Raw genomic sequence first — 22164 nt, forward strand, 5'->3', positions numbered from 1 at the left:
GAGAGCTTGCTAGTTACAAACTGTGGACAACTCCCAGGTACCTGAGTGCTACGCGGGAGATCCGCTCACCGGTGGTGGCGATGTCCGCGGCTGGGAGTACAACATGACTCACTGTCAGTCGCACCAGAACATCTGCGACCTCCTCAACGTCTTCGGGATCGAGATCGTCGAAGTGGTCGTTAAACCACGTGATCAGAGCCGCGGAGCAGAGCTGAAGCAGGGAAGCCGACGTCGGCAGAAGAGGTAGGACTCCAGTAGACGACGAGCCACCGCGATCATTCCCCGAAGGGTTGGACGTCAGAACTGCCTTGAGGAGCGGACTGTCTTCTGCTTCACAGAGGGTGAACTGCACCGCTGCGGTGATGCCGCCCCGCACGTCGCCCACATGTTCGGCAAGGACGGCACGAATGCCTTCCACAAAGCGCTGACCCTCCGACACCACAAGCGCGTCACCGAGCCCCTGCTTGTCGCCGAACTCTTTGTACAACGTCGGGCGGGACACGCCGACCGATTCGGCAACCTCGCTCATCCGGACCTGATCCCAGCCCTTCTCGATGGTGAGTTCTCGTGTCGCCCTCAAAACCTGTTCGCGCACATGCCGACGGAAAGACATCCGCACGGGTTCAGTTGACATAGGAGCAGGATAGGCGCCAGCCCTACAAGGGCAGTAAACCGACTGCAGGGTTCATATGGTCCTGTCGAGGAATTCGACGACAGCCGTCGAGAATGCGTCGTTGTTGTCGCCGGCAATCATGTGGCCCGCGCCCGACACGTCGACGGTTTGCGCGTGCGGAACGACGGTGAGGAAATGCCTTACTGTCTCTTCGGAGACGATGTCCGATAGCAGGCCCCGGACCAGCAGCGTCGGCGCGGACACTTGCCGCGCACCATCGAGAAGGAACGCGCTCATCATCTCGAAGTACTCAGCGCCCTCGGCTGGATCGCCCTGCAGGAACTGGAAATTCGACGTCACGAAGGCTGGATCCCATCGCCAGGCCCAGCGACCGTCTTGGCGACGTGCGAGGACTTTTCGGAGGCCGTCGAGGTTTTCGGGGCGAGGGCGGTGCGGGTTGTAGGCGGCGATCACGTCAGCGGCCGACTCTAGGCTGTCGAAACCTTCGGGGTGTGCCGACATGAACGCTACGACTCGTCGGGCGCCGTCCATCTCCATTCGCGGAGTGACGTCAACCAGCACGACGGCCTGCCATAGGTCCGGCGGGGCGAGCAAGTGTGTTCCGAGAATGGTCAAGCCGCCCAGAGAGGCGCCGATCGCGGCGACGGGGCGGCCGGAATCGGCGTATGAGCGCACGGCCAATAGGTCGGACCCCAGCCGGTCCCCGTCATAGCGTCCGTCAGGGTCCCAGTCGCTGTCCCCGTGCCCCCTCGCGTCGTACGCGGCCACCGTGTAACCCCGATGGTGCAGGCGTTGGGCGGTGACGTCCCAGGCGTGCCGGCTTTGACCTCCGCCGTGAAGGAGCAACACGACCGCCCGCGGCGCGTCACAGCGGTAGAGGTCGACCGCCAGCGCCAGCCCGTCCGCCGTGGGCACGCGCTCGACCACAGGAGCCGACGAATCACCTGTTCTCTTTGCCGACATCAGGAGCTCGTCTTCGGTGCGACGACGGTGACGGTTCCCTGGGCCGCACACACCGCTCTGCCGTCGTTGCAGATGTCGATACGCGCCACACCGCTGGTTCTGCCCAGCGAGATGATCTCGGCTGTGGCTACACAGGTGCCGCTGGAGACCGGACGAAGCAGATTCAGTTTGAACTCCGTTGTCGCGACCCAAGATCCCATTGGAATCACGGGATAAAACACCACTCCGAGGCAGTGGTCGACCATGGCCGATAAGCAGCCCCCATGCAGGTTGCCGAAAGGCGTCTTCAGGTCGTCGCGTGCGTCCATCTCCGCGACGAGCCGTCCCGCAGTGAATTCGGTGTGACGGAAGCCGAGGTAACCGGCCAACCCGCCCGTGGTTTCTGCTGCGCTCTTTAGTTGCTCAGCGACCTGTTCGTTGAACGTGGTGAATTGCACAGGCCCTCCTACTCATCTGCCGTCGAGACATTACGCCATAGATGTCACATCGGTCGAGCGTGGTCACCCGCCAGGATCGCAGGAAGGAGAAACCTCGACAGAAACGCCCGGAGTCCGTCACGACTGCGCTCCCGCGGCCCTCGAACAGTCAGCAGGCTCAATATCGTGCGGACAACCCACTCGGCGGCGTCGTCGACGGAGACGCCCGGTTCCACGCAACTCCAGTGTCTGGTGAAGATGGGACGCAGAAATTCGGTGACGATTTCGAAGAGGGACGTCGAGGTCCCCGCCGCGAGACCCACGCCGGCGAGTTCCTCGTCGCTGCCGAACAACAATCCGATGATCTCTTCGCGGCGCGCGGCCTCAACCGTGTATTCCACGAAATCGACGAGCGCGGAGCCCAGGTCGGCGTGCGCCGCGATCCGCGGGCTGATGCGGTCGAGATAGCGCTTGGCGGCGCGAATGATGACACCCGACATCACCGCCTCCCGACTGGGGAAGTAGCGATACACCGTTGCCCTGGACACACCCGCTGTTCTGCCGATGTCCTCCATGGTCGTGCCCACCACACCGCAACTCTCGAGGCACCGCTCGGCAGCATCGAGCAACCGGTCGCGAGCGGACCCACGATCTGTCGGCGCGGCGGCGCCCCATCTCAACAACCTCGTCGACACACAGCCATTATGCCGCGAGCGCACACCATTGTGACTTGCCCACGCACATGACACCATCGCAGTTATGTCTCAAGTCAGCCCCGTGGCCCTGAGCGGATGCCGATGCCGATGTTGGTAGAAGCGCGTACCCCGGTTGTCGTCGGCGTGGGCGAAGTTACCCATCGCGGGAACGACTTCGTGGACCCGATCGACTTGGCGGTAGAAGCCGCACGCCGCGCGGTCAAAGACGCAGGTCGCCCGGTCGAGCGGCGCATCGACACCGTCGCGACTCCCGGCATCCTGGTCATACCGCGCGACAATCCCGCCAGCAGGATCGCCGAAGCGATGCACATCAGTCCCGCCCGCCGCATCAGCTGTCCCGTCGGCGGAAACACCCCGCAGTATCTCGTCGAAGTGTTGGGTGGCGAAATACGCGAAGGCCGTGCAGATGTCGTCCTGGTCGTCGGGGCGGAGAGCGGGCATTCCGCACGCAAGCTTCAGGGCAGGGCACTTCTCGACTCGCCGCCCCCACCCCGCTCCGGCGACGAATCCCTGGGCGACGCCCGCCCCGGGCTGAGTCAAGCCGAATTGTCGGTGGGTCTGAGTTGGCCGCACGAGGTGTATCCCATCTTCGAGTCCGCAATCGCCGCGCGCCACGGCCGCGACTTCGATGCTCAACGGGAGTGGCTGGGCACGCTGATGGCACCGTTCACAGCCGAGGCGGCACGCCATCCGGAACAGGCCTGGTTCCCACGCGCACGAAGTGCCACCGAACTCAGCGAAGTCACCGCGGAAAACCGCATGGTCTGCTTGCCCTATCCCAAGCTGCTCAACAGCATCATGTCCGTCGACATGGCTGCCGCCTTCATTCTCATGGCGGCCGAGGTGGCGGACGAATTGGGCGTCGCGCGCGATCGTTGGGTCTTTCCCTGGTCAGCAGCGACTTGCAACGACGTGTACTTCCCCGTGGAACGGCCGGACCTCAGCCGCTCATCGGGTATCGAGGTAGCAGCACGGAAGGCTCTCAATGCGGGCCGGTTGACCATCGACGACATCCGGTGGTTCGACCTCTACTCCTGCTTCCCGTCGGCAATTGAGATGGCTGCCGAGGCTCTCGACTTGGACCCCCTCGACGACAGAGGCCTCACAGTAACCGGAGGCCTGCCGTATCACGGCGGTCCCGGAAACAATTACGTCAGCCACTCGATCGTTGAGATGGTCCGACGGTGTAGACGCGACCCAACCGATGTCGGACTCGTCACCGGCCTCGGGTGGTATTCGACGAAGCATTCGGTCGGTCTGTGGTCGGCCACCCCGCCACCAACCGGGTGGCGACTGCTCGACACGACGGTCGAGCAAGCTCAGATCGATTCATCGAGGTTGGGTGTCGCAGGCGTCGACGAGGCGACCGGTTGCGCGACAGTGGACGGATACACCGTCGTCTACGACCGAGACGGGCAACCTCGATGGACTCCGATCATCGCGCACCTGTCCGACGGGCGAAGAGTCGTCGCACGCAGCGACGATCCGCAGATTGCCGAGGCGATGGGCGGGGAAATGTATGTAGGTAAAACGGTGTGCCTCCGAAACACAGGGTCGTTCACCGGATTCGAGCTTCCATGATCGCCGAGGCGATGGTGCTGACCGGACCGCGGAGTCTGCAGCGGCGCCAGATGACCATCCCCGACGTCGGCGACCGGGGTGCGATCCTGCGAGTTGAAGCATGCGGTCTGTGCGGAACAGATCACGAACAATTCACCGGACACCTGCCTGCCGGCTTCTCATTCGTTCCAGGGCACGAAATCGTCGGCATCGTCGAACATGTCGGCGCTGCGGCCGGCCAACGCTGGGGTGTACAAGCCGGCCAGCGCGTGGCCGTTGAGGTGTTCCGGTCCTGCCGAGACTGCCCCGAGTGCCGCCGCGGCGAATACCGGCGGTGCGCGGTGAACGGCATCGCCACCATGTTCGGGTTCGTCGACGTGGAGATCGGCGCTGGCTTATGGGGCGGATACGCCACCCATGTGGAGCTTCCGTGGGACGCGATGCTGCTCCCGATTGCCGAAGACATGGACCCCGTTCTCGCCACGTTGTTCAACCCTCTCGGGGCCGGTATCCAATGGGGGGCGACTCTTCCCGACACCAAGGCCGGGGACGTCGTAGCGATCCTGGGGCCCGGCATCCGCGGAATCTGTGCGGCGGTGGCGGCCAAAGAGGCGGGAGCCGCGTTCGTCGCGATGACCGGCGTCGGCCCACGCGACGAACAACGACTGGCCATAGCCAGATCATTCGGTGTCGACCTGCCCATCGATGTATCGCAGGACGATGCAGCGACCGCGCTCCAGCGTGAGACAGGCGGACGGCTTGCCGACGTGGTCGTCGACGTCACCGCTAAAGCACCCTCCGCGTTCGCCGATGCCGTCGGCCTTGCCAGGCCCGGCGGCACAATTGTGGTGGCCGGCACCCGCGGAGGAGGCGGCGCGCCCCGGTTTGAACCAGACTTGTTGGTCTATAAAGAATTACACGTCGTAGGCGCACTCGGCGTGGAGTATCCCGCCTACCGGGCAGCCCTCGAGATTCTCGCCATGGGCCGCTGGCCGTTCGACCGGATCACCAGAGAATCAACCGGCTTCGCTGGGCTCGCGCAGCTGCTCACTTCGCTTGCAGATGAAAGTGCCCGATCAAGTGGGGCGCTGCACAACGTCTTTTTGCCCACGCCCGAACGGCGTGGGCAGAGGTTCAACAGAGAGGGCCACCCGTGACCATGGCGGAACGCGTACCGATGCTCGACCGTGAGCAGGCCCAGCTGCGAGCTGCCGAATGTGGGTTGCCCGAAGAGTTGGCAGAACTGTCGGTATTCCGCGTGGCACTTCATCAGCCGCGTGTGGCGGTTGCGCTGTATGGGCTGCTGGACGCGTTACTCTTCCGCGGTTCCCTTGACGCGCGGCTACGCGAGCTAGTCATCTTGCGCATCGGCTGGATCACTGGCTCCGAATACGAATGGACTCAACATTGGCGAATCGCTACACTGCTCGGCGTGCCTGAGCATGATCTCCTCGCGGTGCGCGACTGGCAGAATTCCGAAAGCCTCGGGCCAGTCGAGCGTGCGGTCCTCGCAGCGACCGATGATGTGGTACGCGACGGGGTCATCTCCGAGGAAAACTGGGCTGGGTGCCAGAAGGCATTCAATAGCGATCACGCGGTTTTGGTCGAACTTGTCGGAGCAATCGCCAATTGGCGGCTCTTTTCGATCCTGCTTCGATCTCTGAATATTCCGCTTGAGTCCGGTACCGACGGCTGGCCGCCCGATGGGCGAGCTCCTCAGCGTCGCGATTGAGCGAAAAACGTGGACCGGTGCTTGACCGAAGCGGTCAGCGCCCCAATCGCCAGACCACGACCCGTGTCGTAGACGGACAAGTCCCCCCTCGGACACACTGTGATGTCGCGAGACATTGAGGACAGATGTCTCGCGACATAGTGAACACCTTCAGTTGTTGGCTGGGGGTGTTTTTGGTTTTTGGGGTTGGTAGTTGCGGGTGGTGTCGAGGGTGAGTTCGCGGATGAGTTGGCCGCCGGTGGTGGCGATGATGCGGATGTCTAGGTCGGCGATGAGCATGAGGACTGCGGTGTTGGCCCAGCGGTGGCCGATCCCGATGTGGTGCAAGCGGCCGGCGTGGCGCAGGGTGATTTTGCCGTAGCGGTCGACGTGGTCGGTGCGGACTCGCCAGTGGATGCCCGCGGGTGTGCCGGCGGGCCCGGCGTGGGGTCGGGCGCGGTAGGTGTGGTCGGGGGTGTGGCGGTGGCAGGAGCGGTGTGGGCGCACGGTGTTGTAGTAGTCGGTGAAGGCGTCGAGCTGGGCTTGTAGGTCGGCCAGGGTGGCTGCGGGGGGTTGGCGGGTGAGCCATTTTTTGAGGGTTTGGTGGAAGCGTTCGACCTTGCCGCAGGTCTGGGGGTGGTAGGGCCGGGAGTTTTTGAACACGACGCCCAGGGTGGCCAGTTCTGTTTGCAACGCTGTACGCCCGCCGGGGCCGGTGGCGTGTCGGGCGGTGAAGACCATGCCGCTGCCGGCGAGCACGGCGGCGGGCAGGCCGTGGGCGGCGAACGCGTCGCGGAAGCAGTCGCGCACGGCCACCGCGGTGGACGCGGGGCGGGCGGGTCCGATCAGGGCGTTGCGGGCGTGGTCGTCGCGGATGTTGCGGATCTCGGTCTGGGCCCCGGGGGACGCGGTGGTGTCGGGGCCGGCCAGCTGCCAGTGGGTGATGTCGGCTTGCCAGCATTCGTTGGGTTGTTCGGCCTGGAAGCGGATGTAGCTGCTGCGGGGGCGTTTGCGTGGTTGGGCGGTGATGAAGCCGCGGCGGCGCAAGATCTTGTGGATCGTCGATAGTGCGGGAGCGTAGCCGCTCTGGCGGTGCAGGTGAACGGCGATCGTCTGCGGCCCGGCGTCGAGGCCTTGTTCGCTAAGTTGCTTGCGCAGCTGGATAATTCGTTCTTCGATGCTGGCTGAGAGTTGGCGCGGATTAGACGCCGGGCGTCGGGAGCGCGGCTCGAGGCCGGCTGAGCCCTCGGCGCGGTAGCGGGCCAACAGGGTGTAGATCCACGAGCGCGCGACCCGGTACTCGCGGGCGACCTCACTGATTGGGCGGTGCTCAACTTCGACGGCGGCGACGACCAGACGGGCCTTGGACATGAGGACACCTCGCGATCACTGAACTGTCCTCAATGTCGGGAGACATCTGTCCTCGATGTCAATGAATCACAGACCCCCTCGGACACACGACTGAGGCGAGCGAAATGACCGCTTGCGTTCATTTCCGAGCCGATGGAGTGTGTTGAGCGGCGAAGCCGCGATCACACAATGTGAATGGCCGCGCCGAATCCGGAGGTCTTCAGCGGGTCCGGCGCCGACACAGCCGACGTCGTCGCGGCAATGTGCTAGAGCGCCGCCAGCAGGCTGTTGAAGCCCTCGGTCATCGACGGGTGGGTGTAGATCGAATCCCGCAGCTCCGAGGCGGTGATGCCGTGCCGCATGGCCAGCGCCACCGTGTTGATGACCTCGTGCGAGTCGTAGGACAACAGCGCCGCCCCGAGAATCATGTCGCTGCCGGAGTCGACGACGACCTTCATCATGCCGGCATCCTCGCCGACGATCCGGGCACGCGGCATCGTCGCCATGTCCGCGACACGCATGCTGGCGACTTTGACGTCGTGCGCCTGCCGGGCCTCCTGCTCGGTCAGGCCGACCCGAGCCAGCGGCGGCGTCATGAACAGCGCGTAGGGCACGGCCGCCCGCGTCGTGGTGCTGCGTTTGCCGTCGCCGTCCAGCTGCGACAGCACGACGCGGTAGTCGTCGAGCGAGATGTAGGTGAATTGCGGTCCACCGTTGACGTCGCCGACGGCGAAAATGTGCGGCTGGCTGCTGCGCAGGTGGTGGTCGACGACGATGGCGCCCTTGGCCGTGGTGTCGACACCCGCGGCGTCCAGGCCGAGGCCGTCGGTGACGGGTTCCCGGCCCAGCGCCACCAGGATCGCGTCGGTGTCGATCTCGCGGGTGGCGCCGTCGACGTGGTACGACACCGTCGAGCCGCCGGTACCGTTGCCGGACACCGAGGTGACCGATGCCGACGTGACGACGTCGATGCCGCGGGCGACGAGGATGTCGCGGGCGCAGTCGGCGACATCGGCGTCCTCGCGGCTCAGCACCCGCGGCCCACGGTCGAGGATCGAGACCTGCGAGCCGTAGGCGGCATACATCGCCGCAAACTCCAGACCGACATAACCGCCGCCCAGCACGGTCAGCCGCTTGGGCAGTTCGGCCGTGCCGAGCAGGTCGGTACTCGTGTACACACCGGGCGCGTCGGCGAGCCCGGGAACCGGCGGCAGCACCGGCCGCGAACCGGTGCCGACCACGATCCATTTCGCGGCAACTGTAATTGCTTGTCCGTCAATGGTTTTGACATTCAGCGTATGGGGTTCGGTGAACTGCGCATGTCCGGTCAGCACCGTCACCGTGTCGATGCGATCGAGGGTCGCGAAGTTGATGTCACGCAAGGACGCGGTCAGCTGTCCGGTGGCAGTGACGGCCTCCCGGTAGCGATCGGGATGGGTGGTGGACGCGTCGAGATGCTCGGAGCGGAACACCATCGATTTCGTAGGTACGCAACCGATGTTGATGCAGGTGCCGCCGTACATCAACGGGGACTGCTCGATCATCACCACCCGCCAGCCACGCTTACCCAGCGCGGCCGCGAGCGTCTTGCCGCCCTTGCCGAAGCCGACAACCGCCAGATCCACCTCGAGTGACGTCACGCCAGCAGTGTATTGGCCCAATCCCTTTGATGCACAAGCTATTCGATTGGCCGGAAAGCGCTTGGTAAGGTGGTGCGCACCTGATGAATCCACGAAACGGCTTTCTGCGCCGCCCGGCGACGCGATCCTCGCGATTTTCGCGGTCCTTCAAGGACCGCCAGGAAGCCGGTCGCGCGCTGGCCGAGCAGCTAATGTCTTACCGCGACAAGGACGACGTGCTGGTGCTGGGCCTGGCGCGCGGTGGCCTTCCGGTCGCCTGGGAGATCGCCTCGGCGCTACACGCCGAGCTGGATGTATTCCTGGTTCGCAAGCTGGGGGTGCCGCGCTGGTCGGAACTCGCGATGGGCGCGCTGGCCAGCGGCGGCGGCGTGGTGATGAACGACAACGTGGTCTCCAGCCTGCACATCACCGACGAGCAGGTGCGCGAGGTCATCGACAGCGAAACGGCGGAGCTGGCGCGACGCGAGCACGCGTATCGGGGTGGCCGGCCCGTCGCCGACCCGCGAGGCAAGACCGTGATCCTGGTCGACGACGGCATCGCCACCGGCGCCAGCATGATGGCCGCCGTCCGGGCTGTTCGGGCCGCCGAGCCGCAGTACATCGTCGTCGCCGTCCCGGTAGGGCCGCAGTCTGTTTGCCACGACCTCGCACAAGTGGCCGACGACGTCGTATGCACAACGATGCCACCGGGATTCGAAGCCGTGGGACAGGTTTACGGCGACTTTCATCAGGTCGGCGACGATGAGGTGCGCCAGCTGCTGCGTACGCCGACGCGCTGAGGCTACTTGGCCGGGTCCTCGCCGCGGGTGTCGGCCGCGACCGTCTCGTCGGCCGGCTGCTCAGCGGTTTCGTCCGCAACTTCCTCCGGGTAGTCGACCGCCTCGGCCTCTTCGGCCGGCTGCTCGTCGCGGGCTTCGTCACTGGTGTCGCGGCGCTGCCGTTCCCGCAGTGCGTCGACGATCAAAAGCACGACACCCAGGACGCTGGCGCCGATGCACACCCAGGCGACCAGCTCATTGCTCGTCACGACTGCGAACACCAGCGCGACAAGCCCGATCAGGGCCAGTACCAGCGCAATGATCAGCATCGGTCATCCTCCAGCCGACGGGCGGGACTGCCAGGTCCAGTGCACATAAGTGTGCCGAACAGGGCGTCCGGCACTAGTCCCGGCTAGTTATTACCCCGATTGAATTGGTCGAACCCACCAGCATCGGCGCTCGAGTCGACGGGAGCCGCCGATCCGCGCTGGCCGAGTTCCTCGAGCTGGGACTCGAGGTAGGTCTTGAGGCGGGTGCGGTATTCGCGTTCGAAGGTGCGGAGCTGCTCAAGACGGCCTTCCAGCACGGTGCGCTGCTGGTTGATGGTGCCCATGATCTCGGAATGCTTGCGTTCGGCGTCGGCCTGCAGGGCGTCGGCCTTCTCCTGCGCCTGACGCAACTGCGTCTCGGAGCGGGTTTGCGCGTCGGCCAGCATCGCGTCGGCGCGCTGACGGGCTTCGGTGACCGTGGTTTCGGCGGTCTGCCGGGCCTCGGTCAGGATCTGGTCGGCGTTGGCGCGGGCGTCGGACAGCAGCTTGTCCGACTCGGCCTGCGCGGTGCTGGTCAGCCGATCCGCGGTGTCCTGGGCCAGGCTCAGCACGCGGGCCGCCTTGAGGGCCTGCTCCTCGTTGGTCCCGGTTGCGGCCGCCGGCGCGGGCGCCGCCTTGACCGGTTCCGGCTCGGGCTCGGGCTCGAAAACAGGGGCAACAGGGGCGGCCTGAGCGGCAGGGGCGGCGGCGGCGGCGCCGCCACCGGCGGCCAATTCGCGGTCCAGCTCCTCGACCCGCTGGCGCAGATCGGAGTTCTCTTCGATGAGCCGCGTCAGCTCGTTTTCCACCAGGTCGAGGAACGCGTCGACCTCGTCCTCGTTGTAACCGCGCTTGCCAATAGGCGGCTTACTGAACGCCACATTGTGGACGTCGGCTGGTGTAAGCGGCATTGTTTCGTCCCCTCAAGTTCCCGTCAAACGTTCTCGAAAGTGTAGAACGGAGTGGCAGCGGTTGTGCAACTGCCGCCCATCCTGTCACACCAGACCCGGCGGTTGCCGATTAGCCCAATAAATAAGATCCAATTTCAAACACTAAGAGTCATAAAATCCCAATCCTTAGAATTTGCAAATCGCGCGCATCAAACCGAGGCCGATCCGTGCCCAAACCGTCGCTTAGGGCCGCCAACACATAACGCGACTCACGCCGCGGCGCCGAAAGCGAGCTGCATGCCGATGAACGCGACCAGCAGAAGGACCATGATGGACAGGTCGAAGCGGACCGCTCCGATGGTGAGCTGAGGGATCAGTCGGCGCAGCAATTTCACCGGCGGATCCGTGATCGACATGATGATCTCGAGGATCACCACGGTGAGGCCGGTGGGATGCCAGTCACGGCTGAACGAGCGAATGAACTCGACGACGACCCGAGCGATGAGCAGCAGCCAGAAAATGAACAGCGCAAACCCAAGGATCTGAAAGAACAGCACCAACGAGAGCCCGACCTTACCGATGAGACCTCAACCGCCGCGCGACAGCGCGACATCGCAAGAGTACCGACTCACCCTCGAGCGGACATCTCAGATGCACCGCATCGGCAGGCGGATGCCAGCCACCTGACGCCGCGCTGTCGCGGGGAAAATGCGGCTATTGGTAAGCGTAGAAGCCGGTTTCCGCGATCCGGCGGCGCTCCTCCGGCGAAACGTCGACGTCGGCGGGCGACAGCAGGAACACCTTGGTTGCCACCTTGTCGAACGAGCCACGCAGGGCGAACGCCAGCCCAGCCGCGAAGTCGACCAGCCGCTTGGCGTCCGCGTTATCCATCGACACCAGGTCCATGATCACCGGGGTGCCGTCACGGAACCGCTCGCCGATGGTGCGAGCTTCGCTGTAGTCCTTCGGCCGCAGCGTCGTGATCTTCGACAGCGGGTGGCCGTCCTCGAACATCATCGCCATCCGGCGCGGGTCCATGGCCAGGGCGCCACGGGTGCCGCCACCGCGGAGGAAGGAACCCAGCCGCGGGCGGCCCATCTCCGGGCGGTCGAACTCACGGCCCCGGAACGGCGGCGGCTCGTCGGCGTACCCACCGCGGTAGCCGGCCGGCGCGTAGTCGGCGGGCTCGCCGCGTGGGTCGTCGTATTCGGGGCGGTCATAGCCGCGGCCGTAATCTTCGTCGAAGCGAGCACGAGGGAATCCGCGCGACGGTGCGCGATCGTCGTAGTACTCGTCTTCGTAGTCGTCCATCGGGGCCATACCGAAATAGGCCTTGACCTTATGCAGTGTGCTCATTGCGTACGACCCCTTCTAGCCCCTGGGATTTCTGTTGTCTGTGATGAAGGTGTGACTACAGTGACTACTCACGGTGACGGTAGCCGCCGTGGGCCCAATAGCGCGGTACCGACACGCACACACGTCGAACCGTGTTTTACGGCAATTTCGAAATCGTTGGACATACCGGCGGACAGACCGACGGCGTTCGGATGCGCTTCCAGCACCCGGCGGTGTTCGGATTGCAGCCGCTCAAAGGCCGGTTCGGGGTCGGCGCCCAGCGGCGGAATGCCCATCAGCCCGACCAATTCCAGACCTTGCGACTCCTCGACCTGCGCACAAAGCTCGTCGAGGGGCCCCGGCGTCGTGATGTCGATGCCGCCGCGCGAGACGTCGCCGTCCAGACTGACCTGAACGTAGACGCGCAGCGGCTGCTGTCGGCCACCTTCGGCCAACGTTGCCGTCACCGCCCGTTCCAGCGCCGTTACCAGTTGCGGGCTGTCGACCGAGTGAGCGGTGTGCGCCCACCGGGACAGCGCACGCGCCTTCTTGCGCTGAATCCGTCCAACCATGTGCCAGTGCAACTCTCGCGAATCCGGCCGCCCCGAAGTCGCGGAAGCACAAGCCAAGCGAGTGAGTTCCGCCACCTTTGCGGCCGCTTCTTGTTCCCGCGATTCGCCTACCGATCGACAACCCAATCGAGACAAAATCGCGACATCGGTTGCCGGAAAGAATTTGGTAATTGGAAGAAGTTCAATTTCGCCGACATTGCGTCCCGCCGCTTCCGCGGCCGCCGCTAGTCGCGAACGCACTGCGGCCAACGCGTGAGTCAATTCAGTTTCGCGGTCGCCCTGACTCGAGGCCGAGTCCGCCATTCCAACCGCCATCGGGGTCACTCCATCCAGACCAGCGACGCCAGCCGCCCGGTCGGGGCGTCCCGGCGGTGACTGAACAGGGCGGCGTCGGCAACCGTGCAGCGCGGATCGACGTCAATCGACGTGACGCCCAAAGCCTTTAGCTGGCAAGCGATTCCGGCCCGAAGGTCCAGCCCTGGCTTGCCATTCGCGGTGGTGGCGCGGCTGCCCGGCAGGGCCGCCTCGACCTCGTCGGCCATCGCCGCGGGCACTTCATAGTTGGCTCCGCTGACCGCCGGGCCGAGCAGTGCCGAGATGTCACCTTCCTGCGCGCCCAGCTTCAGCATCGCCTCCACCGTGCGTGCGACCACACCCCGCGCCGCGCCGACGCGTCCGGCGTGCACGGCCGCGACCACCCCCGCGCGCGCATCGGCCAGCAGCACCGGCACACAGTCGGCGGTCACCACGGCCAACGCCAGTCCGGGCGCGCCCGTCACCAAGGCATCGGTGTCGTCGAAGGCGGTATCCCGCGGCGCGTCGACCACCTCGACCCGATCGCCGTGGACCTGGTTCATCCACACCACCCGGTCGGCGCCCAGGCCGATGGCGCGGGCCAGCCGGGCACGGTTGGCGGCGACCGCCACGGGATCGTCACCGACGTGGTCGCCGAGGTTGAAGGTGTCGAAGGGCGGTTTCGAGACGCCGCCCGCGCGGGTCGTCGTCACTCGCCGGATACGAACGGTCACGTAACCAGTATCCGGAGCGTCGCGTCTGCGCTGGTTCGGCTCAGCGGCGCATGAAGGGCGGCACATCGACGTCGTCGTCATCGCCACCGATACTCAGCGTCGCGCCATTGGTGTGCACCGGGACGCTGACGGCGTCGACCGGCTCGAACAGCGTCGAGGTGAGCTTGCCCGCCTTGGCCGACTCGATCCGGTGGGCACCGCCGGCCTTCTCCCCCTTGTCGGCGCTGCCGCCGACCACGGGTTTGCGCCCGGGTCCCTGGGCATCGAAGCCCGCGGCGATGACGGTCACGCGCACTTCGTCGCCCAGCGAGTCGTCGATCACGGTTCCGAAGATGATGTTCGCGTCCTGGTGGGCGGCGTCCTGCACCAGCGACGCCGCTTCGTTGATCTCGAACAGGCCCAGATCGCTACCGCCGGCGATCGACATCAGCACGCCCTGGGCGCCCTCCATCGAGGCTTCCAGCAGCGGGGAGTTGATCGCGATCTCGGCGGCCTTGAGCGACCGGCCTTCACCGCGGGCCGAGCCGATGCCCATCAACGCCGTTCCGGCGCCGGACATGATGCCCTTGACGTCGGCGAAGTCGACATTGATCAGACCGGGGGTGGTGATCAGGTCGGTGATGCCCTGGACGCCGTTGAGCAGTACCTCGTCGGCGCTGCGGAACGCGTCCATCAGCGATACCGCGGCATCGCCCATCTGCAGCAGCCGGTCGTTGGGGATCACGATCAGGGTGTCGCAGCTCTCGCGCAGCGCGTTGATGCCGTTTTCGGCCTGGTTGCTGCGCCGTTTGCCCTCGAACGAGAACGGCCGGGTGACCACGCCGACGGTCAGCGCGCCCAGCTTGCGCGCGATGCTGGCGACGACGGGCGCGCCGCCCGTACCCGTCCCGCCGCCCTCGCCGGCGGTGACGAACACCATGTCCGCACCGCGGAGCAGCTCTTCGATCTCGTCCTTGGCGTCCTCGGCGGCCTTACGCCCGACCTCGGGATCGGCACCGGCGCCCAATCCGCGGGTGGAGTCGCGGCCCACATCGAGCTTGACGTCGGCGTCGCTCATCAAGAGTGCCTGCGCATCGGTGTTGATCGCGATGAACTCGACGCCCTTGAGGCCCTGTTCGATCATCCGGTTGACGGCGTTGACGCCGCCGCCACCGATACCCACAACCTTGATGACGGCCAGGTAGTTATGCGGGGGGGTCATCATCTCGTCTTCCTCCCTGGTGGGGATTCGGTCCTTGCCGGTAAAGTTGCGGTTCCCCTGGCAAACTCTCAACCTCAACCATAGAGTTAGAGTTATGTCAAGTAGTTCCGCGCAACCAGAACGGTATGGGTACTACGCGCACTAACCCCGCAGGCGCGCCGACGCGCCGCGTGCAAATTTTGGTCAATTTCAGGCCGCGTTGCGCGAGCGTCACGCCAGCGTGGCAATCGAGCGCGAGCGTTGCGCCAGCCTCACACTCGGCGAGAAAGCCGAGCCTGGCCCTACTTGACGGTGGGCAGATCGGGACTGGACACGTCGTAGGTCTTGCCCGGCTGGGTGAGCAGGGCGGCGAGCTTTTCGGCCTTCTCATCCGTGCGGTCGGTCGTCCCCCAGATCACCACTCGCCCATCGCCGAGGGTGAGCGTGATCGAGGCCAGCGACGGCGCCGCGATCCGGCCCACCTGGCCCGCGACCTCGGGGCGCAGCGCCAGCAGCACCTGTAGCGCGGCCTTGGTCGTCGGGTCGGTCGGCCCGGGGTTGGCGACGTCGATATACGGCAGCGCCGGCGGCGGCGGCCCGGTCGCGAAGTCGACTCCGTCGCGGTCGAACAGGTGCGGCCCGTCGGGAAAGTCCTTCACCACGACGGGAATTCGCTCGACGATCGTGATCCGCAGCGCCGACGGGTACTGCCGCTGCACCCGGGCGCTGGCCACCCGGCGGATCGCGGCCACCCGGTCGGCGACCTGGTTGGTGTTGATCTGCAGTAGCGGCGTGCCGACCCGCACCTGCGCGGCGTCGAGGACCTCTTCGCGGGTTACCGCGCCGGTGCCGGTGACCACGATGTTGCGCGCCGACATCACCGGCGTGAAGTAGAGGATCAGCGCCAGTCCGACCCCGACGACGACCAACATCACGGTCGCGAGCAGCATCTTGAGGCCCCGCACGACGCCGCGCGCAGGTTTTTTGGGGGCGTCGGGTCCGCCGCCGACGCGGCCGCTGGCCCGGCGCTTGGCTTCGCGGCGCGCCTCCTCGATCGCGATGGCCCGTTCCTGCGCGGCGCGGCGCTCGGCTCGTTCGCGGCGGGCCCGGCGGCGCGGTCCCTCGAATTCGACCTGCTCGTCCTCGGCGCGGCCGGCAACCGGGCGGGCCTCTTCGACGGGAATCGGTTCGGTGACCGCGTTCTCGTCGGCCGGCGGGGTGCGTTCACCTGGGTCGGCGGCCAGGTCGTTGGGCTCGGTCATCGCAATACCCCGGGCTGGCCGGGCGCGCTGCGATTGGCGCGCACCCGCAGCGCATTCACGATTTCGGGACCCAGCAGCGTCACGTCGCCGGCCCCCATCGTCACGATCACATCCCCGGGGCCGGCGGCCGCGGCAACCTGCTCGGCGACGGCGGAGAAATCGGGCAGATAGCGCGCGGGCACGCTGACGTGCTCGGCGACACTGGCCCCACTGACACCGGCCAACGGCTGTTCGCGCGCCCCGTAGACGTCGAGCACGAACACCTCGTCGGCGGCGTCCAGGGCGTGGCCGAACTCGGCGGCGAAAGCCTTTGTCCGCGAATATAAGTGAGGCTGAAACACCACCAACGAGCGACCCTCGCCGCCCTGCTCGACGACCGTGCGGACCGCCGCCAGCGTCGCACTGATCTCGGTCGGATGGTGGGCGTAGTCGTCGAACACCCGCACCGAGCCGACCGTTCCGACCAGTTCGAAGCGCCGGCGTACGCCCTCGAAACCGGCCAGCCCGTCGAGCACCTCGTCGGTCGGGGCGCCGACTTCGATCGCGGCCAGCAACGCACCCAGCGCGTTGAGCGCCATATGCCGTCCGGGCACCGACAGGCGCATGGCCCGCACGGGTTCGTCACCCAACCGGATATGTGCGACGGCTCCGGTGCCCTGCTGTTCCCAGGAGAGCAGCGTGCCGGCCAACTGCTGGTCGGGCGCGGATCCGTAGCGCAGCACCCGGATTCCCAGTTCGCTGCTGCGCTGCGCCAGCGCGGCGGCACCCGGGTCGTCGGTGCAGACCACCAGCGCTCCGCCCGGGGCCAGCCGCTCGACGAAGGCGTCGAAGACCGCGACGTAGGCGTCCTCGCTGCCGTAGAAATCGAGGTGATCGGTCTCGATGTTGGTGATCACCGCGACGTTGGGCGTGTATTCGAGCAGCGAGCCGTCGCTTTCGTCGGCCTCGGCGACGAAGCAGTCACCGCTGCCGTGGTGGGCGTTGGTGCCGGCCTCGCCGAGATCCCCGCCGACCGCGAACGACGGGTCGCGCCCGCAGTGCTGCAGGGCCACGATCAGCATCGACGTCGTCGTGGTCTTGCCGTGGGTGCCGGTGACCATCAGCGTGGTCCGCCCGTCCATCAGCTTGGCCAGCACGGTCGGCCGCAATACCACCGGAATGCCGCGGCGCCGGGCCTCGACCAGCTCGGGGTTGGTCTTCGGGATGGCGGCGTGGGTGGTGATGACCGCGGTCGGGCCGCCGGGCAGCAGGTCCAGCGACGACGGGTCGTGCCCGATACGGATCTGGGCGCCCCGGGCCCGCAGGGCGTGCACACCGCGGGATTCCTTGGCGTCGGACCCGGACACCTGGGCACCGCGGTCCAGCAGAATGCGGGCGATGCCCGACATCCCGGCTCCCCCGATGCCCACCATGTGCACCCTTGAAAGCTCGGGGGGCAACTGGTCGGCGCTCATCGCGCTCCCCTGGCTGCCTGCCCCCTATCACGTGCTTGTCGCGCGATGTCCAGGGCCGCCGCGGCGACCTGGCGCGCCGCGTCCGGATGCCCCACCCGGGCGGCGGCCGCGGTCATCGCCGCCAGCCGCGGCGGGTCGGTGAGCAGCCCGCTCACCTCCCGGGCCACCAGGTCCGGCGTCAGAACGGCATCGGGGACGACAATGCCGCCGCCGGCGTTGACCACCGGCAGCGCATTGAGCCGCTGCTCGCCGTTGCCGATCGGCAGCGGGACGTAGATGGCCGGCAGACCCACGGCCGACACCTCGGCGACCGTCATCGCCCCGGACCGGCAGATGGCCAGGTCCGCGGCGGCATAGGCCAGGTCCATCCGGTCCAGGTACGGCACCGCCCGGTACGGCGGATCGCCGTCCTGGGGTTCGCGCAGCTCGAGAGTGTTCTTCGGCCCGTGCGCGTGCAGCACGGACACGCCCGCGGCGGCCAGCTCGGCGGCGGCCCCCGAGACCGCGCGGTTGAGCGAGACCGCGCCCTGCGAACCGCCGAACACCAGCAGCACCCGCGCGTCGTCGGCGAACCCGAAGTGCCGGCGCGCCTGGGCCCGCAGCGCCGCGCGATCCAACGAGGTAATCGTCGCGCGGACCGGCACCCCGACTACCTCGGCGTGTCGCAGCCCGGAATCCGGCACCGCGGACAGCACCCGGTCCGCCGAGCGGGCCCCGACACGATTCGCCAGCCCGGCACGGGCGTTGGCCTCGTGAATGACCACCGGGATACGACGCCGGACCTTGGGGAAACCGCGGGCGGCGAGGTACGCCGGCAGGGCCACATAGCCGCCAAAACCCACCACCACGTCCGCGTCGACGACGTCGAGCACCGAGCGGGTCTCGCGCACGGCGCGCCACACCCGCGGTGGCAGCCGGGCCAGGTCACCGCTGGGTTTCCGGGGCAGCGGCACCGGGGTGATCAGCTCGAGGTGGTAGCCGCGTTCCGGCACCAGCCGGGTCTCCAGTCCGCGCGAGGTGCCCAGCGCGGTGATCCGGACCTGCGGATCCAGCGCGCTCAGGGCATCGGCGACGGCCATCGCGGGCTCCACATGGCCGGCCGTGCCGCCGCCGGCCAGTACGACCGACAAGGCACCGGCGGGCGAGGGACTAACCCCCTGCCCGCCGGTCGGCTCGCTGAACGTGTGATTCACCCGTAACGCTGACCTTCCAGTGCGCGAGCGCGCCGTGTTTGGCGCTGACCGGCTCCCTGTCTGGGGTAGCGCTGATCAGATCCATGATGCCTTGACCGCGGTTCGGTGCGAACAGCTGTCCGCGGAAAAACCGGGCGCAGCGGCGGCTCGGGCTGGCGGCGTCCCTTACGCGCGGGTGGCTCGGCCTTCCGGGCGGGGGCCTTACGCCCACGTGCCGGGGCCGACGGCCGCGGCGCTCGCGGCTGCGACTTCTTGCGGTCGCGGAACGACTCGAGGCGCGTCGGCGAATACGGCTCGGGCAGCGGCAGCCGCAGCAGCCGGTTCATCTTGTCGTCGCGCCCGGCGCGCAGGGCCGCCACCGCCTCGGGCTCATGACGCGCCGCGTTACACATGATGCCGATCATGAAAAGTGTTGCGGCCGTGGATGTTCCGCCCGCCGATATCAATGGCAGCTGCAGGCCGGTGACCGGCAGCACGCCGATCACGTAGCCGATGTTGATGAAGGCCTGACCGAGGATCCACATCGTGGTGGTGGCGGTCAGCAGCCGCAGGAACGGGTCGGCCGACCGGCGGGCGATCCGCATCCCGGTGTAGGCGAACAACCCGAACAGCGCCAGCAGCCCGAAGGCGCCGATGAAGCCCAGCTCCTCGCCGATGATCGCGAAGATGAAGTCATTGTGCGCATTGGGCAGGTAGTTCCACTTCGCGGTGCCCTGGCCGAGGCCGTCGCCGAAGATGCCGCCGTGGGCGAGCGCGAACTTCGCCTGCCGCGCCTGGTAGCCGGTGTCCATCGGGTCGTTCTCGGGGTTGATCCACGAGCGCACCCGGTCCGACCGATAACCGGCGGACATGGCCAGCACGGCGCCGGCCATGAAGACCGCGAGCAGCGATGTGCCGAAGACGCGCAGCGGCAGGCCGGCGTACCACAGCAGGGCCAGCAGGATGATGCCCATCGACACCGTCTGGCCAAGGTCAGGCTGGGCGACGATCAGCCCGAGCGCGATGACCGCCGCCGGCACCAGCGGAATCAGCATGTCGCGCAGCGAGGCCCGCTCCATGCGCCGCGACGCCAGCAGGTGCGCACCCCAAATGGCGAAGGCGATCTTGGCCAGCTCGGAGGGCTGCATGGAGAAGCCCGCGACCACGAACCATTTCCGCGAGCCGTTGGCGAGGTTGCCGATGCCGGGAACGAGCACCAGGACCAGCAGGATGATCGTGACGACGTAGCCCGGGAAGGCCACCCGGCGGATGAAGCGGATCGGCACGCGCATCGCGACGTAGGCCGCGAAGACCCCGATGACGGTCCACAACACCTGCTTGCCGAAAATCACCCACGCCGACCCGTCGTCTCCGTAGGACCGCACCCCCGAGGCCGACAGCACCATCGTCAGGCCCAGGGTTGTCAGCAAACCGGCGATCGCGATGATCAGGTGGAACGAGGTCATGGGCCGGTTCAGCCACGCGCCGAACCGGGCGCCCGGACTGTGCTGCGGATCCTTGACCTCGACTTTCGCCGTCGCCGGGGCCGTGTCAGGGGCCGCGTCCGGCACTTCGTACGGGCTGGTTTCGGAGGCGTCGGACGGCTCGACGGCTTCCACCGCGTCCGTCGGTTCCCCGGCGTCCGTCACGGTGTCGGCCCCGGTGCTTTCCGGGAGGGCACCGGCCGCCTCGACCGGCTCGGCCGGCGACTCGATGTTCTTCTTGCCCCGGCGTAGGCGCCGGGTCAGCGCGTTACCCACACCCGCCTACCGCAGCGCCGCGCGTACGGCGGCGGCGAATGCGTCACCACGGTCGGCGTAGCTGCTGAACTGGTCGAATGATGCCCCCGCCGGTGCCAGCAGCACCGTGTCTCCCGACTTGGCCAAATCACGAGCCGCCGCCACAGCAGCGGTCATCACGCGAGCGCCGAGACTATCCCCCACACTGTCAACTTTTGTCACATTAGTATCAGCAGTCGCATGCATACCAGCATCCTCGCCTGTCACAACCTGGACGACGGGGACATCGGGCGCGTGTCGCGATAACGCCTCGGCAACCTCTTGACGGTCTCGGCCGATGAGTACCGCCCCGACCAGCCGAGATGCCATCCGGGCGACCTCCGCGTCCAGCGTCGCGCCCTTGAGCAAACCGCCGGCCACCCACACCACCCGCGGGTAGGCCATGACCGACGCCTCGGCGGCGTGCGGGTTGGTCGCCTTCGAATCGTCGACGTAGGTGATCCCGTCGGCCACCGCGACGACTTCGGACCGGTGCCGTCCCAGCCGAAACGTCGAGATGGCGTCGGCGATCGCGGCCGCGGGCACGTCAACGCAGCGGGCCAGCGCCGCCGCGGCCAGGGTGTCGAGCACGCCGACCGGGCCGGGCACCGGGATGGCCGAGGCCGGCAGCAGGGTCAGGTCGTCGGCAAACGCGCGGTCGACCAGCTGACCGTCGCGCACCCCGAGTTCGCCGGCAACCGGCTCGCCCAGCCGGAAACCCACCCGCACCGGAGCCGCCGCGGTGCTGAGCAGGGCAGCGGCCCGGCCGTCGTCCAGCCCGACCACCGCGACCCGGCCGTTCAGCACCCGGGCCTTGGCGGCGGTGTACTCGGCCATCGACGCGTGCCAATCGAGGTGGTCCTCGGCGATGTTGAGCACCACACCCGCATCGGGCCGCAGCGACGGTGCCCAGAACAGCTGGAAGCTGGACAGTTCGACGGCCAGCAGATCGGCCGGCTGGTCCAGCACGTCGAGCACCGGGTCGCCGATGTTGCCGCACAGCAGGCTGCGCCGCCCTCCGGCGACCAGCATGGCGTGCAGCATCGACGTCGTCGTGGTCTTGCCGTTGGTGCCGGTCACGACCAGCCAGCGGCGCGGTGTGCCGTAACACCCCGCGGCGTCCAGCCGCCAGGCCAGTTCCACGTCACCCCAGATCGGGATGTCCGCCGACGCGGCGGCGGCCAGCACCGGCGCCGACGGCTGGAATCCGGGGCTGGTGATCACCAGCGCATAGTTCGCGATCCGCTGTACCGCGGTCGCGGGATCGACTGTGGGAACCCCGTTTTCGGCATAAGGCGCCAGCATGGCCGGATCGTCGTCGCACAGGGTGGCCACGGCGCCGAACCGGGTCAGCGCACCCAGGATCGCCCGGCCGGTCACCCGGGCGCCGGCGATTAGGACGGGTGCACCCACGGACAGCGGTTCGAGCCCGGACAT

Annotated in this window: 21 protein-coding genes and 1 pseudogene; 4 read left to right on the forward strand and 18 right to left on the reverse strand. The window is 67.1% G+C overall.

Going from position 1 to position 22164, the window contains the following annotated elements; genetic code table 11:
• Nucleotides 1-13 precede the first annotated feature (13 nt).
• The 4 genes from MAAFP003_RS16440 to MAAFP003_RS16455 all read right to left on the reverse strand — a co-directional run bounded on the left by MAAFP003_RS16440 (nucleotide 14) and on the right by MAAFP003_RS16455 (nucleotide 2732).
• Nucleotides 14-595: a TetR/AcrR family transcriptional regulator gene (locus MAAFP003_RS16440; protein ID WP_207768575.1), complete on the reverse strand. Its 582-nt coding sequence runs from the start codon at nucleotides 593-595 to the stop codon at nucleotides 14-16.
• A 90-nt stretch (nucleotides 596-685) separates the two neighbouring features.
• Nucleotides 686-1597 carry an alpha/beta fold hydrolase gene (locus MAAFP003_RS16445; RefSeq protein ID WP_096288536.1) on the reverse strand — a complete coding sequence of 304 codons (912 nt, stop codon included), beginning with the start codon at nucleotides 1595-1597 and terminating at the stop codon, nucleotides 686-688.
• Nucleotides 1597-2034: a PaaI family thioesterase gene (locus MAAFP003_RS16450; RefSeq protein WP_096288539.1), complete on the reverse strand. Its 438-nt coding sequence runs from the start codon at nucleotides 2032-2034 to the stop codon at nucleotides 1597-1599. The genes MAAFP003_RS16445 and MAAFP003_RS16450 overlap by 1 nt, the downstream gene beginning before the upstream one ends.
• A 44-nt stretch (nucleotides 2035-2078) precedes the next feature.
• On the reverse strand, nucleotides 2079-2732 hold the full coding sequence (locus tag MAAFP003_RS16455; RefSeq protein WP_423790904.1) for a TetR/AcrR family transcriptional regulator: 654 nt from the start codon (nucleotides 2730-2732) through the stop codon (nucleotides 2079-2081).
• A gap of 84 nt (nucleotides 2733-2816) precedes the next feature.
• Between MAAFP003_RS16455 and MAAFP003_RS16460 the strand changes: the two genes are divergently transcribed.
• From MAAFP003_RS16460 to MAAFP003_RS16470, 3 genes are read left to right on the forward strand one after another with little or no spacing between them, the layout of a single operon-like run.
• Nucleotides 2817-4310, forward strand: a complete 1494-nt coding sequence (locus MAAFP003_RS16460) for an acetyl-CoA acetyltransferase (protein ID WP_207768576.1) — start codon at nucleotides 2817-2819, stop codon at nucleotides 4308-4310.
• Nucleotides 4307-5446: a zinc-dependent alcohol dehydrogenase gene (locus MAAFP003_RS16465; RefSeq protein ID WP_051464906.1), complete on the forward strand. Its 1140-nt coding sequence runs from the start codon at nucleotides 4307-4309 to the stop codon at nucleotides 5444-5446. The genes MAAFP003_RS16460 and MAAFP003_RS16465 overlap by 4 nt, the downstream gene beginning before the upstream one ends.
• Nucleotides 5443-6021, forward strand: coding sequence for a carboxymuconolactone decarboxylase family protein (locus tag MAAFP003_RS16470; protein WP_096288545.1), 579 nt, complete (start codon nucleotides 5443-5445; stop codon nucleotides 6019-6021). The genes MAAFP003_RS16465 and MAAFP003_RS16470 overlap by 4 nt, the downstream gene beginning before the upstream one ends.
• Before the next feature lie 150 nt (nucleotides 6022-6171).
• Here MAAFP003_RS16470 and MAAFP003_RS16475 read toward each other — a convergent pair whose 3' ends face one another.
• Both MAAFP003_RS16475 and MAAFP003_RS16480 read right to left on the reverse strand, forming a co-directional pair.
• Complete coding sequence (locus MAAFP003_RS16475; RefSeq protein ID WP_096288547.1) at nucleotides 6172-7371, reverse strand: IS481 family transposase; 1200 nt, start codon at nucleotides 7369-7371, stop codon at nucleotides 6172-6174.
• A gap of 245 nt (nucleotides 7372-7616) precedes the next feature.
• The gene (locus MAAFP003_RS16480; protein WP_096288550.1) at nucleotides 7617-8990 is read right to left on the reverse strand and encodes an FAD-dependent oxidoreductase; all 1374 of its coding nucleotides are present in this window, start codon (nucleotides 8988-8990) and stop codon (nucleotides 7617-7619) included.
• Between the two features lie 83 nt (nucleotides 8991-9073).
• Between MAAFP003_RS16480 and MAAFP003_RS16485 the strand changes: the two are divergent.
• Nucleotides 9074-9769 (forward strand): annotated as a pseudogene (locus MAAFP003_RS16485) (phosphoribosyltransferase); the annotation flags it as partial.
• A gap of 2 nt (nucleotides 9770-9771) precedes the next feature.
• On the opposite strand, the gene MAAFP003_RS16490 reads toward MAAFP003_RS16485, so the two are convergent.
• The 12 genes from MAAFP003_RS16490 to murD all read right to left on the reverse strand — a co-directional run bounded on the left by MAAFP003_RS16490 (nucleotide 9772) and on the right by murD (nucleotide 22164).
• Nucleotides 9772-10077 carry a hypothetical protein gene (locus tag MAAFP003_RS16490; protein WP_096288556.1) on the reverse strand — a complete coding sequence of 102 codons (306 nt, stop codon included), beginning with the start codon at nucleotides 10075-10077 and terminating at the stop codon, nucleotides 9772-9774.
• Between the two features lie 83 nt (nucleotides 10078-10160).
• Nucleotides 10161-10967, reverse strand: coding sequence for a DivIVA-like cell division protein Wag31 (gene wag31, locus MAAFP003_RS16495; RefSeq protein ID WP_096288558.1), 807 nt, complete (start codon nucleotides 10965-10967; stop codon nucleotides 10161-10163).
• 248 nt (nucleotides 10968-11215) lie between these two features.
• On the reverse strand, nucleotides 11216-11506 hold the full coding sequence (locus MAAFP003_RS16500) for a YggT family protein (protein ID WP_044506515.1): 291 nt from the start codon (nucleotides 11504-11506) through the stop codon (nucleotides 11216-11218).
• A gap of 154 nt (nucleotides 11507-11660) precedes the next feature.
• A complete protein-coding gene (locus MAAFP003_RS16505; RefSeq protein ID WP_096288561.1) occupies nucleotides 11661-12302 on the reverse strand; it encodes a cell division protein SepF in 642 nt (213 codons plus the stop codon).
• A 68-nt stretch (nucleotides 12303-12370) separates the two neighbouring features.
• The gene (locus MAAFP003_RS16510; protein WP_096288564.1) at nucleotides 12371-13156 is read right to left on the reverse strand and encodes a YggS family pyridoxal phosphate-dependent enzyme; all 786 of its coding nucleotides are present in this window, start codon (nucleotides 13154-13156) and stop codon (nucleotides 12371-12373) included.
• 17 nt (nucleotides 13157-13173) lie between these two features.
• Nucleotides 13174-13881: a peptidoglycan editing factor PgeF gene (gene pgeF, locus MAAFP003_RS16515; RefSeq protein WP_207768543.1), complete on the reverse strand. Its 708-nt coding sequence runs from the start codon at nucleotides 13879-13881 to the stop codon at nucleotides 13174-13176.
• A gap of 40 nt (nucleotides 13882-13921) precedes the next feature.
• The gene (ftsZ, locus tag MAAFP003_RS16520; RefSeq protein WP_096291208.1) at nucleotides 13922-15082 is read right to left on the reverse strand and encodes a cell division protein FtsZ; all 1161 of its coding nucleotides are present in this window, start codon (nucleotides 15080-15082) and stop codon (nucleotides 13922-13924) included.
• A gap of 281 nt (nucleotides 15083-15363) precedes the next feature.
• Complete coding sequence (locus MAAFP003_RS16530; RefSeq protein WP_096288569.1) at nucleotides 15364-16323, reverse strand: cell division protein FtsQ/DivIB; 960 nt, start codon at nucleotides 16321-16323, stop codon at nucleotides 15364-15366.
• Entirely contained in the window at nucleotides 16320-17777 is a 1458-nt protein-coding gene (gene murC / locus MAAFP003_RS16535) for a UDP-N-acetylmuramate--L-alanine ligase (protein ID WP_096288572.1), read from the reverse strand. Before murC ends, MAAFP003_RS16530 begins: the two co-directional genes overlap by 4 nt.
• Nucleotides 17774-18970: an undecaprenyldiphospho-muramoylpentapeptide beta-N-acetylglucosaminyltransferase gene (gene murG / locus MAAFP003_RS16540; protein ID WP_096288575.1), complete on the reverse strand. Its 1197-nt coding sequence runs from the start codon at nucleotides 18968-18970 to the stop codon at nucleotides 17774-17776. Before murG ends, murC begins: the two co-directional genes overlap by 4 nt.
• Nucleotides 18967-20709: a putative lipid II flippase FtsW gene (gene ftsW, locus MAAFP003_RS16545; RefSeq protein WP_243394080.1), complete on the reverse strand. Its 1743-nt coding sequence runs from the start codon at nucleotides 20707-20709 to the stop codon at nucleotides 18967-18969. Before ftsW ends, murG begins: the two co-directional genes overlap by 4 nt.
• Before the next feature lie 6 nt (nucleotides 20710-20715).
• Nucleotides 20716-22164, reverse strand: coding sequence for a UDP-N-acetylmuramoyl-L-alanine--D-glutamate ligase (murD, locus tag MAAFP003_RS16550; RefSeq protein ID WP_096288578.1), 1449 nt, complete (start codon nucleotides 22162-22164; stop codon nucleotides 20716-20718).

This window comes from Mycobacterium ahvazicum, from assembly GCF_900176255.2.
GTDB classification, from domain to species: Bacteria; Actinomycetota; Actinomycetes; order Mycobacteriales; family Mycobacteriaceae; genus Mycobacterium; species Mycobacterium ahvazicum.

Coding starts and splice junctions, on each gene's coding strand:
- MAAFP003_RS16490 (WP_096288556.1), bottom strand. CDS start 10,077: ATGCTGATCATTGCGCTGGTACTGGCCCTGATCGGGCTTGTCGCGCTG.
- MAAFP003_RS16465 (WP_051464906.1), top strand. CDS start 4,307: ATGATCGCCGAGGCGATGGTGCTGACCGGACCGCGGAGTCTGCAGCGG.
- MAAFP003_RS16510 (WP_096288564.1), bottom strand. CDS start 13,156: ATGGCGGACTCGGCCTCGAGTCAGGGCGACCGCGAAACTGAATTGACT.
- wag31 (WP_096288558.1), bottom strand. CDS start 10,967: ATGCCGCTTACACCAGCCGACGTCCACAATGTGGCGTTCAGTAAGCCG.
- MAAFP003_RS16445 (WP_096288536.1), bottom strand. CDS start 1,597: ATGTCGGCAAAGAGAACAGGTGATTCGTCGGCTCCTGTGGTCGAGCGC.
- murC (WP_096288572.1), bottom strand. CDS start 17,777: ATGAGCGCCGACCAGTTGCCCCCCGAGCTTTCAAGGGTGCACATGGTG.
- MAAFP003_RS16460 (WP_207768576.1), top strand. CDS start 2,817: ATGTTGGTAGAAGCGCGTACCCCGGTTGTCGTCGGCGTGGGCGAAGTT.
- ftsZ (WP_096291208.1), bottom strand. CDS start 15,082: ATGACCCCCCCGCATAACTACCTGGCCGTCATCAAGGTTGTGGGTATC.
- murD (WP_096288578.1), bottom strand. CDS start 22,164: ATGTCCGGGCTCGAACCGCTGTCCGTGGGTGCACCCGTCCTAATCGCC.
- MAAFP003_RS16505 (WP_096288561.1), bottom strand. CDS start 12,302: ATGAGCACACTGCATAAGGTCAAGGCCTATTTCGGTATGGCCCCGATG.
- MAAFP003_RS16530 (WP_096288569.1), bottom strand. CDS start 16,323: ATGACCGAGCCCAACGACCTGGCCGCCGACCCAGGTGAACGCACCCCG.
- MAAFP003_RS16475 (WP_096288547.1), bottom strand. CDS start 7,371: ATGTCCAAGGCCCGTCTGGTCGTCGCCGCCGTCGAAGTTGAGCACCGC.